The organism is Enterococcus sp. B2E4 (assembly GCF_030499455.1).
Lineage (GTDB): Bacteria > Bacillota > Bacilli > Lactobacillales > Enterococcaceae > Enterococcus_D > Enterococcus_D casseliflavus.
In genome coordinates this window covers 1-14,235 of the sequence record NZ_JAUKPK010000035.1, presented here as the reverse complement: position 1 = coordinate 14,235, position 14,235 = coordinate 1, and the positions used below count along the sequence as shown (strand labels likewise).

Genomic DNA, 14,235 nt, shown 5'->3' with positions numbered 1-14,235 from the left:
GCCCTGTTTAAAGGGCTTTTATGTTTATTTTGAGAAAGAGATAAAATCAATATATCCCTTTTCTCCGATTTTTACAACGGCATTGTAGGGCTTTTTCTCTTTGTTTTTGATTCCTTTTACCAGGGTTTCTTTTCCCTCCAGTAATTCTTTTACATTCGTTTTGGTTAGTTTTTTCTTTCTAAAATGTTCAGCTAAAGTAAACTTACATTCAGGATAATTTGAACAACCATAAAACGATTTTTTTAATACAATATTGTTACCACACTTAGGACATTTTCCTACAATACTTTTTTCAGCTTCTTTTTCTTTCTGTACCTGGTAATCAGAAAAATTTAGTTTTTCTATATCGTTAGGTACAGCTTCCAGTAAATGAACGATAAACTTCTTGATATTATTAATAAAGTTTTCTTGATTGCCTTCTCTTTTACCGATTTTTTTTAAATACGTTTCCCATTTAGCCGTCATTTCAGCACTCGTTAAAAGGTGCTGACTTTCAACTGCCTGGCACAATAATTTTCCTTTTTCAGTTACAACAAGCTTATGTATTGGTATGTGTGGAACCAACTTATTTTAAGAATACAGAAAACTACGTGAATCAAAAACAATGGATTCAATTTTGGAAAAAGGCAATGAAATTAGACTATGATCCAAATGTAAAAGTTCAAATGATTCGACCGAAAAATAAATATAAATCGGATATACAATCGGCAATTGACGAAACTGCAAAATATCCTGTAAAGGATACGGATTTTATGACCGATGATGAAGAAAAGAATTTGAAACGTTTGTCTGATTTGGAGGAAGGTTTACACCGTAAAAGGTTAATCTCCTATGGTGGTTTGTTAAAAGAAATACATAAAAAATTAAACCTTGATGACACAGAAGAAGGCGATTTGATTCATACAGATGATGACGAAAAAGCCGATGAAGATGGATTTTCTATTATTGCAATGTGGAATTGGGAACGGAAAAATTATTTTATTAAAGAGTAGTTCAACAAACGGGCCATATTGTTGTATAAGTGATGAAATACTGAATTTAAAACTTAGTTTATATGTGGTAAAATGTTTTAATCAAGTTTAGGAGGAATTAATTATGAAGTGTAATTAATGTAACAGGGTTCAATTAAAAGAGGGAAGCGTATCATTAACCCTATAAACTACGTCTGCCCTCATTATTGGAGGGTGAAATGTGAATACATCCTATTCACAATCGAATTTACGACACAACCAAATTTTAATTTGGCTTTGCATTTTATCTTTTTTTAGCGTATTAAATGAAATGGTTTTGAACGTCTCATTACCTGATATTGCAAATGATTTTAATAAACCACCTGCGAGTACAAACTGGGTGAACACAGCCTTTATGTTAACCTTTTCCATTGGAACAGCTGTATATGGAAAGCTATCTGATCAATTAGGCATCAAAAGGTTACTCCTATTTGGAATTATAATAAATTGTTTCGGGTCGTTAATTGGGTTTGTTGGCCATTCTTTCTTTTCCTTACTTATTATGGCTCGTTTTATTCAAGGGGCTGGTGCAGCTGCATTTCCAGCACTCGTAATGGTTGTAGTTGCGCGCTATATTCCAAAGGAAAATAGGGGTAAAGCATTTGGTCTTATTGGATCGATAGTAGCCATGGGAGAAGGAGTCGGTCCAGCGATTGGTGGAATGATAGCCCATTATATTCATTGGTCCTATCTTCTACTCATTCCTATGATAACAATTATCACTGTTCCGTTTCTTATGAAATTATTAAAGAAAGAAGTAAGGATAAAAGGTCATTTTGATATCAAAGGAATTATACTAATGTCTGTAGGCATTGTATTTTTTATGTTGTTTACAACATCATATAGCATTTCTTTTCTTATCGTTAGCGTGCTGTCATTCCTGATATTTGTAAAACATATCAGGAAAGTAACAGATCCTTTTGTTGATCCCGGATTAGGGAAAAATATACCTTTTATGATTGGAGTTCTTTGTGGGGGAATTATATTTGGAACAGTAGCAGGGTTTGTCTCTATGGTTCCTTATATGATGAAAGATGTTCACCAGCTAAGTACTGCCGAAATCGGAAGTGTAATTATTTTCCCTGGAACAATGAGTGTCATTATTTTCGGCTACATTGGTGGGATACTTGTTGATAGAAGAGGTCCTTTATACGTGTTAAACATCGGAGTTACATTTCTTTCTGTTAGCTTTTTAACTGCTTCCTTTCTTTTAGAAACAACATCATGGTTCATGACAATTATAATCGTATTTGTTTTAGGTGGGCTTTCGTTCACCAAAACAGTTATATCAACAATTGTTTCAAGTAGCTTGAAACAGCAGGAAGCTGGTGCTGGAATGAGTTTGCTTAACTTTACCAGCTTTTTATCAGAGGGAACAGGTATTGCAATTGTAGGTGGTTTATTATCCATACCCTTACTTGATCAAAGGTTGTTACCTATGGAAGTTGATCAGTCAACTTATCTGTATAGTAATTTGTTATTACTTTTTTCAGGAATCATTGTCATTAGTTGGCTGGTTACCTTGAATGTATATAAACATTCTCAAAGGGATTTCTAAATCGTTAAGGGATCAACTTTGGGAGAGAGTTCAAAATTGATCCTTTTTTTATAACAGGAATTCAAATCTTTTTGTTCCATTAAAGGGCGCGATTGCTGAATAAAAGATAGGACTGATGAATCATTTTTTGATTCATCAGCCCTATTTTAGTTTATTTAAGCAGAAAAACATGTCGTCTATCTAGTAAAATTAAAGTACCAACCAAAATCTTAAATAGAAAGGACGACATGTCATGACTAATCATATCAAAAAATGTTGCGAATTAAAGATGAAGATTTAAATTTAACTTGTGTTGAAGAAGGAAAATACAAAGGTGTGAACACATTAATTATCACTGGTACCTACTCACCTAAGCTTACGGCCTGTAAGTATTGTCAGTCTCATGCGAACGATGCAGATGAAAAGAAAACCATTGTAAAAAATGGGAAAAAAGAAGTGACAATTCGTTTGGAATCATATCAAAATATTCCAACTATTTTAAAGCTAAAAAAACAACGATATTTTTGTAAAAACTGCCATCAACATTGGACAACTCAATGTTCTATCGTTGAAGAAAATTGTTTTATTAGTCGATTCATGACATTTAGAATACTAGAATTATTAACTCAAAAAATATCAATGACCGTTATCGCTAAGATATGTCATGTATCACTCACAACCGTTATAAGGGTCCTTAAATCTGTTGAAAAACATTTACCTGAAACGCTTAAACCACGCTCTTTTCCAAAAGTTCTAATGGTTGATGAATTCAGATCTCATGCCACCTATGAAGATAAAATGAGTTTTATTTGTGCCAATGGTGAAACCGGTGAACTGGTTGATGTTCTTCCTAGTCGTAGACTTGATAAACTAATGAATTACTTCAATCGTTCTCCCAAGGAGAAACGAGAACAGGTAAAATTTCTAGTGACAGATATGAATGCGGCTTATTTTCAGTTAACTAAAAAAATCTTTCCTTGTGCAGCTTTAGTCATTGATAGGTTTCATATCGTTAAACACTTAAACCAAGCTTTTAATGACTTTAGAGTCAGGGAAATGAAAGCATTAATAAAGAATCACCAGCGTTCTGAAGCCAATAAGCTAAAAGTAAATTGGAAATACCTATTAAAGAATCAAATGACTGTTTCTAGTTCAGAATATAAAAATTGGAGAAGCTTTCCTTCACCTAAGTTTCCCCCTCTAACAGAATCAATGATGATTGATCGTCTTTTATCATTTTCTACAGACTTAAAAGAAGCCTATGGCGTGTTTCAATTATTAACCTATCACTTTAGAAATAAAGATCCAGACTCATTTTTTGATTTATTAAAGAACTTACCGACTACCTTAGATCCACTATTTAAACAGAAGATTGAAAATCTGATTAATTATGAAGAAGGGATTCGTAATGCTTAACGTATAAGTATTCTAACGGAAAAATAGAAGCTAAAAATACTCATATTAAGATATTAAAAAGAGTATCTTATGGCTTCAAATCTTTTAGTAATATGAAGATAAGAATTTTTATGATAAACGACCTTGTCACAATTGAATAACTAAAAAAAGATGATGAATTTGAGAAAATTCTCAAATTCATCATCTTCAATATTTGTCTCATCAGTCCGATTTGACAAAGAGCCCGTTTTTTTATGTTTTCCTTACTTACTTAAAACAGTCACACATTCAATATGGATTGAGAGGACAGAATGAATGTCATTTGTGTATGTCCGTTCTCGGAAACATATCCACGACACTTTTTGCACTATCGGTAGACGGGAACATATCCATAGGCTTCGCTGTTTTTTGAAAAACTGAGGTATGCTGTTAATTTTCAGTACCCAATACTGTGAATAACGTTACTCTCCTATTCACTAATGTAATTCAACAATCTTTCTAAAATGTCATGTGTAACTTTTAAGTTGTATTGTTCAATAAGGTGACTTTGCAAATCCATAACTAATAGCAAAGAATTTTTATAGGCTTCAAATAATTCTACCTTATCTAATCGAGCAGTGGTCTTTGCAAATTTTTTATAATTTTCAAGGCTAATTTCTTTTTCAAGGTTTTTACTCATGTTTAGCCAATTATCAGCATTTTTTTCTGCCATACGTATAAGTTGTAGTGTATTTTTTTGAAGTTGTGATAAGAGTTCTAATGAACGAGCATATTCTCCTCTTTTTAGAACGTTGATTCCCATCAACCATAGATTAGAGAAATTACACAACAAAAAATTAGCATTTTCTTCAGTAAGTCTATTTGGTCTTGCACCACTTATCTCTGATAAATAATTTTCTAATTGCCCTGTTTCATCGTAAATAAGCATAGCCTTCGTATCAGGAATATAACCTGAATCTTTAAACGAGGGGATTATGTTCATATCTTTTTCAGAAAGGAAATGAAATTCCCCACGTATAAGATTATCAAAAATAACTACCTCTGTTCCGTACTCATTTTTATAAAGCATCAAGTACGGAGCTACGTCAAACAACCAGTTGGATGAATCAAAGTTCGAGGTTATACTATCTTTCAAAAATATATAGAACTCTATATCAGAGTATTGGTCACCTTCTCCTTTGGTAAACGATCCATACATCATACAAGCTGTAATTCGTTCATCTGACTCAGTAAGATTCTTAACGTTTGCAATTAATTCTTTTTGTTTTAACATTTCTTCACCCTTTCATGTAAATATCTTTTAGTTATTGTGGCAACTCAAAATCTCTACAAACCTAAATTAATATTTTTCGTACAAATGTTATTGCAAAAAGCATCATCATGCTCCACAAACAATAGTGTAGGACAATATTCCAAAATCATTTTTTCAATTTGGATACGTGAAAAAATATCAATATAGTTCAATGGCTCATCCCATATATACAAATGTGCACTTTCACAAAGGCTTTTAGCAATTAGTACTTTCTTTTTCTGACCAGCACTAAAATCCACCATGTTCTTATCAAACTGCTCTCTATTAAAATCCAGTTTACGAAGAATCGTTTTAAATAGAGTTTCATCGATCTTATTATTATAGGCAAATTCAGATAGATTACCTTTTAAATATGAAGTATCTTGCGAAATATAAGAAATTTTTAGTCCACTTGCTAGCATAAAATTTCCGGTAAATTTAATATCATCTCCATTAATCAATTTTAGGATACTAGACTTACCACTCCCATTTTTTCCGATAATGGCAACTCTATCACCAATATTGACTCTGAAATTAAGATTACTGCATACTTCTTTATCTCCATAAGACAATGATAAATCATTCGCTTCTATTAAGCACTCTTTGTGAAATTCAAGTGGTGAAATTTTTAAGTCATCATATTGTTCAATGTTGTGGAGCAGTTCTGATTTTTGTAAAACGGCTTCCTGATGTCTTGACTCAATATTTTTGGCACGTTTCATCGCTTTTGCAGCCTTATGTCCAACATAACCCTTATCCAGTTTTGAACCAGAATTTGTTGTTCCATATTTACTTTTTTCTACTTTATTTGACCAGTTTGAACTACGTTTTGCTGCATAAGACAACCTTCCTATTTCTTTAAGGAGTTTCTTGTTTTCTGCCAGTTCAAAATTATCTTGTAACGTTTTGTTCTCCCACCAAGAAGTAAAATTTCCCTTTTGGATTTCGATATTCGTTTTATTGATAGATAGTATATGGTCAACACATTGATCAAGTAAGCTTCTATCATGAGATACCAAAATAAACCCCTTCTTGCGTTTCAAATAGTTTTGCACTACATTACGTGCATCGATGTCAAGATGGTTTGTAGGTTCATCAATAAGCAGGAAACAACTCGCTGTAAGGAATAAAGCTGCAAGAAGGACCTTTGTTTGCTCACCATTTGACAATGTATTAAACGGACGATATAAAGCATCTTCTTGAACATCAAGCAATGATATTTCACGAAAAATCTCCCAATCCATACATTCCGTACAAATACTCTTCATTACTTCAATTGTATATAGACTCTTATCTTCCACATCATAAGGAAAATACTCAAACTTAACTGTAGAACTTATATTGCCGGAATACGCATATTTGCCAAGCAGTAAATTTAAGAAAGTAGTTTTACCGCGTCCGTTTCTTCCAATAAAACCGAGTTTCCAATCTGTATCTATCTGAAAACTTACATTTTCAAAAATATTGTCATAACTTCCTTCATATGAAAAAGTTAGATTTGAAACATTTATTAAGGACATATATTTCTTCCTCCTTTACATTATAAAAATTTTATAAGCAAAGTCGGTTTTCGGCATTAATTACTCTATAATGTTATCCAACTCTGCAAGGATTTTGTCATGAATGACATAGTATCATTGTCTATCACGTTTATCTTCCTTTCTTTTACAAATATTAAAAGCCGCAAGAAAGTAAATTCTTACGGCTCAAAAACAAATACTATTATTACCTTTTGTTATACATAACATAAGGTTACTGTAATGTATTATTGAGTGTAGAATACTTAACTTTCTTGCAATTTGCATAACAAAACAAACGGTTCTATAGCCGTTTCTTTAAATATCTTATTATGCATCATATAATTAGCAAGAAAAGTTATACATTCTTCCACCTCCAAGTCGTTTTATTATATCATATTATCTTTAAAAATCCAATATAATTCTTCTGTTCTCTTTCTAAAGATTACCCTTCTACATCAATCTCGACTCCTGATTTGAATTCAACGGCGAACTTATCATGAAATACCGTAACTTTTTCTATAAGCCTCCTTACTAACTGCTCATCATATTCCTCTAACTCACAGGATTGTTCATTAAAGAAATCAGTCATTTCAGCGATTCGTTGCCTTTTTCCTTCACGCTCTGCATTTTCAACAAGTGCATTTTGCTTCAATTCTCGAAGGTGGTAGATTTCATCAGCCACATCTTCATAGTCATTCTTGGATTTTGCTTGGATAAGAAGCTGTTGTTGTAATTCTTCCAATTTGCTATCAATATCATTGGTGGCATTATCATTTTCTTCATTAAGTATAGTAGCTATGTTTTTCTGCAACGCCTGGAGGAAGGGTTCTTTGTTAGCCAAAAGTTCGTTAATAGCCTTAACCACTGCTGTCTGCAATGTTTCCTCGTTTATGGTAGGGGCAGTACATTCAGATCCTTTTTCCTCCAAACGGCTGACGCATCTCCAAACAATAGACTTGTAACCTCGGTTATTCCAGTGTACCCGGCGGTAAATATCACCGCACTGGCGAGCAAACTGCAACTGCAACTATGCAGGCACTTAATCTTAAAAGAACTACTTTCTATAAACTGGTGAAGGAAGTGATTGTATGATGACGATGTGTCCACGATGTTTAGAGCTATACAGTGAAATTTGGTCGAAGCCTTGTTGTAAATGCGCCGATAAGACCATTCCTGTTGATATTGAACTCATCAATGTCGTTCAGATGCTGCTCACTAGAGGCTTCGATGTATCTTATGCCACTTGTTACCCAGATAAAGAACAAGGTGAGATCGAAGCTATGGAAATTGAGATTCACTTTAGGGAATTGTATCCGCAGGCTCTCTTTGATGGTCTCCCACCTGACTGGATTGTAATTGACGAATACCCAGTTCTTGGCGGTAAGGTTCTTGATGAACCTGTTGATATCCTTACATGTGCAATCGAATATCGATTTGAAGAGAGCATCCATATTCAAAAGGATATCGCTATAAGCAATCTGGAAACATGGCTCGAAGAGAAAGACCCGCAATCTTGTAGGGCTATCCTTACATTGGCCGGCTTCTGAAAAAGTAAGACCCTCTCAACAGTAATGATCTGCTGAAAGGGTACTTTACTTTAATCTATGACCTTGAAGTGCCTTAATGCGTCTTTAATAGCTTCTACTTTATATTCTGGTGCTGGTTTATATGGGCGTTTTAGTTCTTCAACTGCGTTTGGTGCGTCGTACATCGGCAGGCCTAAGTTTCTTTTGACCTCTGCAATGTTTGCAGTGTGAACTTTGAAGCCGTACTTTTCTTCGATATACTCCTGAATAAGCCTGTAGGTGATACGATCTGGCTGGATTTTTCGGTCGTCTGCGTACTCCATTTTTACACTGATAAAATCGTCTGCACTTTTGTGGGACAATAAAACACACGTCTCAACGTGGCTCGAGTTGATGGCATTGATGTCTTAAGCTGATTTTTAACCCTTTCGTTCGCGGGAACGTATCAACGGTATTTTGATTATTTTTTAAGAAACTGATATATGGGGGAACATATCGAAGCAATCAATAATGCACATTAACAACTAGTCTTTGTTATATTTAAACTATTCGAAAAGGTAATTGGATATTAAGGGAAGACTCTATAGACTTTTTCATATGATTAACGAGTTCAGCCACCTCAGATTCCATTCCTTCCCACTTGTCAACACACTCTCCTAAATAAGCCTCTCTCGCTTTGTTGAGTAAAGTAGCATGCTCATCGGGTAATTGAGGTATCGCCCATTCAGCTGCCAGATCTTTTGAGCGAATTTCACCAGTAGATGCTGTCAGCCACATTCTGGCTAAAGTTAAAATCACATTGCGTTCGTCACCGTTAATGCTAGCTATCAACCCGGGCAACGATTCTTTAATTGCTTTTCGAATATCTGTCATTGGCACAGGCTCAATTACTTCTGTTGCCTTTGGTCCCAAAAGGTTAATACTATTTTTTCTTAGTTGTGCTAAAAGTATTGCTAAATCCGGATCATAAGTCGACTCAGGAATTTCTCCCTTTTCAAACTGCTCTCTTAGCCACTCGCCATACATAAATTCATATTTGGGGGGGAAATGCCAAGGGACAATATCCTTTTGATTTATGACCGTAACTTCAAGAGGCCTCATATCTTTTATGTTTCCTATTTTCCCAGATATAAGCATTAACCTATTTGTAAGATTCCTTCGAGTTTTTTCAGATAAACTTTGATTTGTTATTACCAAAATATCTACATCGCTATTCATACGTAAACCACCCATTACTGCCGAACCATACAAATACACCCCAATTAACATATTATCAAGTAGTTCCGCTATAGTTTTTAATGCTTGAATTGCTTCTTTCGGAATTTTTTTGTTACTTAAATCTATACTCAACTTCGATCTCCTTTCGTCTGAAAACTGTTTTTTAACGCCTCTTAAAATTTATAAAAAAAGAGTAAACATCTTTCGTTGTATTGTAAATTAACGCCATCCAAAATTTTGATTCAAGATTTTCTTTCGGTTTATTATATGTTTGAGCCAATATAAGCTACAAAACTGCTGTCTATCCATTTTTGAGTAACCTCATTTATATCAATCCCAATAGTAGCCAACCCAATAATGCTGCAATCCAATTTCTCTAACAAAGCTATTAAAGCCTTCATTTGAGAACCTGTCTCTATCCAATCATCTACAATCAAAACTCTTTTGTTCCTCACAATAGAACTCTTAGATATTTCAAAGCTTTTATCTTGACCTGAATAGTCGGTAAAATGTGTCGAAATAATCTCTTCTTTTGCGTATGGCAGCTTATCACCTTTTCTTACTCCAATAAACCCCACTCCAAGTTCTTTGGCTATGGCAGTGCCTAGTATCCATCCAATTGCTTCTGGGGCAGCCACATAATCTACTTTATTTTGAAAATCCAATGATAGTACTTTTACAATTTTATCAAAAACGGTTTTATGTGTAAAAATAGTTAGTAAATCATATTTTCCAATTGAGTTACGAGGTAATATACCTCTAATTTCATTTATAACATCAGTACTTTCCATACATTTACACCCCTTGCTTATGGTTAATAATCTTTGCTAATCTTTAAAAATAGTCATTTTCAACATATTTTTTATACATGTCCTCGGTATATCTTGTTATGTTCTTACCATACTCTGGATAATCAAACCCCAGTAGTTCTGCTACCTCTTTGGACACTTCCCTGAACAATTGGTGGCATATAAATAATGACTTCCAAATATTTTCATAGGAATCCATGCGATATGTAGATAATAATCTATTCCATAGATCTTCATCAATGTATTTGTTAATATACTTATAATTTTTCCCAACACTTAATGAAAATTCTGTCTTTATCCCAACCTTCCACGACATCATCCTAAGTAGTTCAAACCGTAGAATCTGGTTCAGATGATCGATTGCAAACAGTATCTCTTTGCGGCACAATCCTTTAATAACATAAGGTGTTACATTCCAAAATTCATTGCAGCAATCATCATACTCCCTTGCGCTTGGCTTTCTTACATGATAATCTATATCAGTCGGAACTATGTCCCTTTTAATTCTACAATCTTTATCAATTAGAACCTTTATTAATTTATCGCCCTTTAGGTAATTATCTAACTCTTCCAAGGGCAATAAGGTAAGATCAATTTTATTGTAATCATCAAATAGCATAAGATAGGAAAATCCCTTTTCTTCAGGTGGGAATAATTCCATATCCTCCGGCTTTTGCATCATTATTATATTCCCAAATTGATTAAGCCAGTCATCATTAGATATAAACGGTTCTATATCACTTACAAAATATGTAATATCATAATCCTGAAATTCATCTTTAGGTATATTAATATTTGCGCGTGACCCCTCAAGGGTCACAATTCGAATACGTTCATCCTGTTCTGCTAAAGAAAGTACTAAATCCATCATTTCTTTTTCTGATCTCATTTACATACTCCTCGTTTATTTTTTCTATATTATTACATCTTCTTTTTTGCCGATACAATCAGCATCATTGGGCGTCGCATTTCATCCGCCATCCCCGGAATATCCATCATGTTCTCTGGCGGCTGTGGCTCCACAATCTGATTTATTATAAAACTATTTGAAAGCAGTGTATTTAGATATGTGGTCAGTGTTCTATGATATTTTGTAACCTTTTCTTCCAAAAACATAGCTGTCCGTTTGCCCTCATAATAATAATTGTCCACCGGGAAATGCAGTATTTCTCCTTTTTCGTTATAATACCAGTCTTGTGTTCCATGAGCAGTAAAAACAGGATGTTCAACTGTAAAAACTAAATTGCCACCAGCCTTCAGCATCCTATATATCTTTTTTATTAAATTCTCATAGTCTGCTACATAATGAAACGCAAGCGAACTTAGTATTACATCAAAGCTCTCCTCTGGGAAATCCACATCTTCTATGGCACAGCATTCATATTCAATCTGTGGAAAATGGGTTTTTCCTTTTGCTACTTCGAGCATTTTATGAGAAATATCAACACCTACTACAGAGGAAGCACCGTTTTCCATCGCATATATACAGTGCCATCCATAGCCGCATCCTAAATCAAGCACACGCTTACCCTTAAAATCAGGTAGCATCTTTTTCAAAGTCTCCCATTCTCCCGCACCAGCCAGTCCTTTCTGCGAGCGACTCATTTGACTGTATTTTTGAAAAAATATATTATCATCATATTTGTTTTCTTTCATCTGAACTCTCCTCGTTTAAAAAGTTATTTATCTCCGATACAATTTCATTCACTTCTTTATAAAGTTTCTCGGTCATATCGTAGCATTCAAAAAGAGAAAGACCGAGTACTTCAAAAATATGATTAACTCTTTCGGCATATTTTTCAGGTTTATATTCAAAAGTTTCAAGCAGTTTTATAGCTTTCTTTTCGTTAATGCAATAAGCATTATTACATGCAAATAGTACTTGATTTAAGCATGAAATAATACGAAAAACATGGCCTGCAATATAATATTTATCCTCTACCCCCGCATTTGCTTTTACAAACATTAAAGAGAATTCAGCTTCAAATATAAAAAAGTTCATCAAGCTTTTCTTTAGAGCAGTAGGGTAAATTTCTGCCTGCTTTTTTAATTCGCATAAGCTTTCGTTCTTAGCATATAGTATTTTACTAATCGCTAATTCTCCACGATACATTGCACTTATATAACCATGGGGATGCCCGGTCTGATAATTGGCAGTAACAATTCCTTGCTCCGTATCTTTGATTATTTGTTCTACCCGTTTTATATCACGTAAAATCAAGTCAACATGATACCCATTTATAAATAACCATCCGCCGCCATTAATCCAATCACCCCACGCTCCGGGAGGCACAACAAGGTTGTTTCTATTTTTATCATCCAATTCTGTAGCAATTTGATTAATCGCTGTCAGGTCAAATGAGTCTGAATTGTAATAGATTCCGATATCTATATCAGAATTTTCTGTATGGGTGCCTCTTGCACGTGAGCCCCCTAATACGATGCCTTCTATAAAAGGCAAAGATGATAATTTCTCTGTTACTATTTGAATAACATTACCTACCATATAAACATCCTCCTTTATTCGTTAGATATTTTTATTTCTTCTCCATCTGGTAAAATAAATGCCTGCACAAACTTGACACCTAGCACATCAGCAATGGCCTTCAACTCATCCAAGGTTACTGTTTCTCGTTGTAATTTTTTATTGAAATTCTGTGGAGTCTGGCCAATACGTCTAGCAAGTTCGGAAACACTTATATTCATTTGCTCACACAGTTCTTTAATCATTTCTGCCGTAGTCATACAGCACCTCCAAGTTTACGCTAAGAATATTATAAACCATTTGGTTGATAAACACAATAGTTATTAAAATATTATTATAATCAGCAAGCAAAAGAAAACCCACAACTCTACTGTAGAGTCATGGGCTATTTACTTCTGGTTTTCATATTTCCATTTCGATGCCAGATTTGAAGGCTATGACGAAGTGGCCTTCATAGACTGTAACGCTCTGGATTATCTTCCTTACAAGCTTATCATCATATTCTAAGGTGCGGAATTTGTTCTTGCGGATAAATTCAATCAGCTCATTGATTCGCTCGTTCTCGCCACTGAGGGAGGCATCTTCTACTAAAAGGATCTGTCGCTTGTCTCTCAGCTCATCAATCTCATCTGCTAAGTGGTCATAGTCTTGACCCTTGTTCGCCAGCTTGATTAGTTCTTTTTGTTTTTCCTCTAGTGAGTTGTTAATCTCTGAAATTTGGTATTCTGTGGTTTCGCCAATCACAGCATGAATATTCTCTTCCAGTGTCTTTATCATATTGTTCCCACCTGCAAGTAGCTTATTAATCGCAGTCATTACTGCACCATAAAGTTCATCTTCTTTTACGGTTCGGTTCTTACAAACTTCAGGACCTTGCTCGATTCTAGTCACGCATCGCCAGACAAATTCTTTTCTTCCGTGGATATTCCAATAGACCCGTCTATAAATATCGCCACAATCTCCACAGAAGGTGATGGCACTTAAAGCGTACTTGCTACTGTAAATTCTTTTGTTCTTGCCTTCTCCTGTGTAGATATTGCTTCTCCGATGAATTTCTTCTTGCGCCTGCAAAAATAACTCTTTAGGAATAATCGCTTCATGGCTATTTTCAACATAATATTGGGGAACATGCCCTTCATTTTTCACTCGTTTCTTGGTCAGAAAATCTACTGTGACAGTCTTATGCAGAAGGGCATCTCCGATGTATTTTTCGTTTTGAAGTATCTTCTTAACTGATTCTGGTCGCCATCTTGGTTTTCCCGCTGCTGTTAAAATACCATCCTTTTCAAGGGCTCGACCAATGCCCACTAGACTCTGACCCTCAAGGTATTCTCGGTAGATGCGTTTGATAATCTCAGCTTCTTCGGGGACAATAGTTAAATTTCCATCTTCATCTTTCGTGTAGCCCATAAATCGCTTATGGTTGACCTGCACCTTTCCTTGT

Annotated in this window: 14 protein-coding genes and 3 pseudogenes; 5 read left to right on the top strand and 12 right to left on the bottom strand. The window is 34.6% G+C overall.

The window, feature by feature from the left end:
• Positions 1-24: 24 nt before the first annotated feature.
• Positions 25-555, bottom strand: a pseudogene (locus Q1X33_RS16350) (topoisomerase DNA-binding C4 zinc finger domain-containing protein); the annotation flags it as partial.
• Between Q1X33_RS16350 and Q1X33_RS16345 the strand changes: the two are divergent.
• The 4 genes and pseudogenes from Q1X33_RS16345 to Q1X33_RS16335 all read left to right on the top strand — a co-directional run bounded on the left by Q1X33_RS16345 (position 555) and on the right by Q1X33_RS16335 (position 4,103).
• A complete protein-coding gene (locus Q1X33_RS16345) occupies positions 555-992 on the top strand; it encodes a protein rep (protein ID WP_129210329.1) in 438 nt (145 codons plus the stop codon). The pseudogene Q1X33_RS16350 and the gene Q1X33_RS16345 sit on opposite strands and share 1 nt — an antisense overlap.
• Positions 993-1,110: 118 nt before the next feature.
• Positions 1,111-1,158: pseudogene (locus Q1X33_RS16685) on the top strand (tetracycline resistance efflux system leader peptide); the annotation flags it as partial.
• A gap of 33 nt (positions 1,159-1,191) precedes the next feature.
• A complete protein-coding gene (tet(L), locus tag Q1X33_RS16340; protein ID WP_002294500.1) occupies positions 1,192-2,568 on the top strand; it encodes a tetracycline efflux MFS transporter Tet(L) in 1,377 nt (458 codons plus the stop codon).
• 252 nt (positions 2,569-2,820) lie between these two features.
• Positions 2,821-4,103: pseudogene (locus Q1X33_RS16335) on the top strand (ISL3 family transposase).
• Between the two features lie 308 nt (positions 4,104-4,411).
• Here Q1X33_RS16335 and lnu(B) read toward each other — a convergent pair.
• From lnu(B) to Q1X33_RS16320, 3 genes are all read right to left on the bottom strand, one after another.
• Complete coding sequence (gene lnu(B) / locus Q1X33_RS16330) at positions 4,412-5,215, bottom strand: lincosamide nucleotidyltransferase Lnu(B) (protein ID WP_002294514.1); 804 nt, start codon at positions 5,213-5,215, stop codon at positions 4,412-4,414.
• 53 nt (positions 5,216-5,268) lie between these two features.
• Positions 5,269-6,753, bottom strand: a complete 1,485-nt coding sequence (gene lsa(E), locus Q1X33_RS16325) for an ABC-F type ribosomal protection protein Lsa(E) (protein WP_002294513.1) — start codon at positions 6,751-6,753, stop codon at positions 5,269-5,271.
• Between the two features lie 442 nt (positions 6,754-7,195).
• Positions 7,196-7,774, bottom strand: a complete 579-nt coding sequence (locus tag Q1X33_RS16320) for a recombinase zinc beta ribbon domain-containing protein (RefSeq protein WP_088186203.1) — start codon at positions 7,772-7,774, stop codon at positions 7,196-7,198.
• Between the two features lie 67 nt (positions 7,775-7,841).
• On the opposite strand from Q1X33_RS16320, the gene Q1X33_RS16315 reads away from it, so the two are divergent.
• A complete protein-coding gene (locus tag Q1X33_RS16315; protein ID WP_002325145.1) occupies positions 7,842-8,300 on the top strand; it encodes a hypothetical protein in 459 nt (152 codons plus the stop codon).
• A gap of 50 nt (positions 8,301-8,350) precedes the next feature.
• On the opposite strand, the gene Q1X33_RS16310 is transcribed toward Q1X33_RS16315, so the two are convergent.
• The 8 genes from Q1X33_RS16310 to Q1X33_RS16275 all read right to left on the bottom strand — a co-directional run.
• Positions 8,351-8,602 carry a hypothetical protein gene (locus Q1X33_RS16310; RefSeq protein ID WP_002294510.1) on the bottom strand — a complete coding sequence of 84 codons (252 nt, stop codon included), beginning with the start codon at positions 8,600-8,602 and terminating at the stop codon, positions 8,351-8,353.
• 217 nt (positions 8,603-8,819) lie between these two features.
• Positions 8,820-9,629 (bottom strand): ANT(9) family aminoglycoside nucleotidyltransferase Spw, encoded by an 810-nt coding sequence (locus tag Q1X33_RS16305; RefSeq protein WP_002294509.1) that lies wholly within the window; start codon positions 9,627-9,629, stop codon positions 8,820-8,822.
• A gap of 131 nt (positions 9,630-9,760) precedes the next feature.
• Positions 9,761-10,288 carry a phosphoribosyltransferase family protein gene (locus tag Q1X33_RS16300; RefSeq protein ID WP_002294507.1) on the bottom strand — a complete coding sequence of 176 codons (528 nt, stop codon included), beginning with the start codon at positions 10,286-10,288 and terminating at the stop codon, positions 9,761-9,763.
• 43 nt (positions 10,289-10,331) lie between these two features.
• Complete coding sequence (locus Q1X33_RS16295; RefSeq protein WP_002294505.1) at positions 10,332-11,195, bottom strand: aminoglycoside nucleotidyltransferase ANT(6)-Ia; 864 nt, start codon at positions 11,193-11,195, stop codon at positions 10,332-10,334.
• 32 nt (positions 11,196-11,227) lie between these two features.
• Positions 11,228-11,962, bottom strand: a complete 735-nt coding sequence (locus Q1X33_RS16290) for a bifunctional 2-polyprenyl-6-hydroxyphenol methylase/3-demethylubiquinol 3-O-methyltransferase UbiG (RefSeq protein WP_000662263.1) — start codon at positions 11,960-11,962, stop codon at positions 11,228-11,230.
• Positions 11,943-12,812 carry a nucleotidyltransferase domain-containing protein gene (locus tag Q1X33_RS16285; RefSeq protein ID WP_000233000.1) on the bottom strand — a complete coding sequence of 290 codons (870 nt, stop codon included), beginning with the start codon at positions 12,810-12,812 and terminating at the stop codon, positions 11,943-11,945. Before Q1X33_RS16285 ends, Q1X33_RS16290 begins: the two co-directional genes overlap by 20 nt.
• 14 nt (positions 12,813-12,826) lie before the next feature.
• Positions 12,827-13,051, bottom strand: a complete 225-nt coding sequence (locus Q1X33_RS16280) for a helix-turn-helix transcriptional regulator (RefSeq protein ID WP_000205227.1) — start codon at positions 13,049-13,051, stop codon at positions 12,827-12,829.
• A gap of 142 nt (positions 13,052-13,193) precedes the next feature.
• Positions 13,194-14,235, bottom strand: a 1,042-nt coding sequence (locus Q1X33_RS16275; RefSeq protein WP_301996808.1) for a recombinase family protein, incomplete at its 5' end; no start/stop codon positions are given.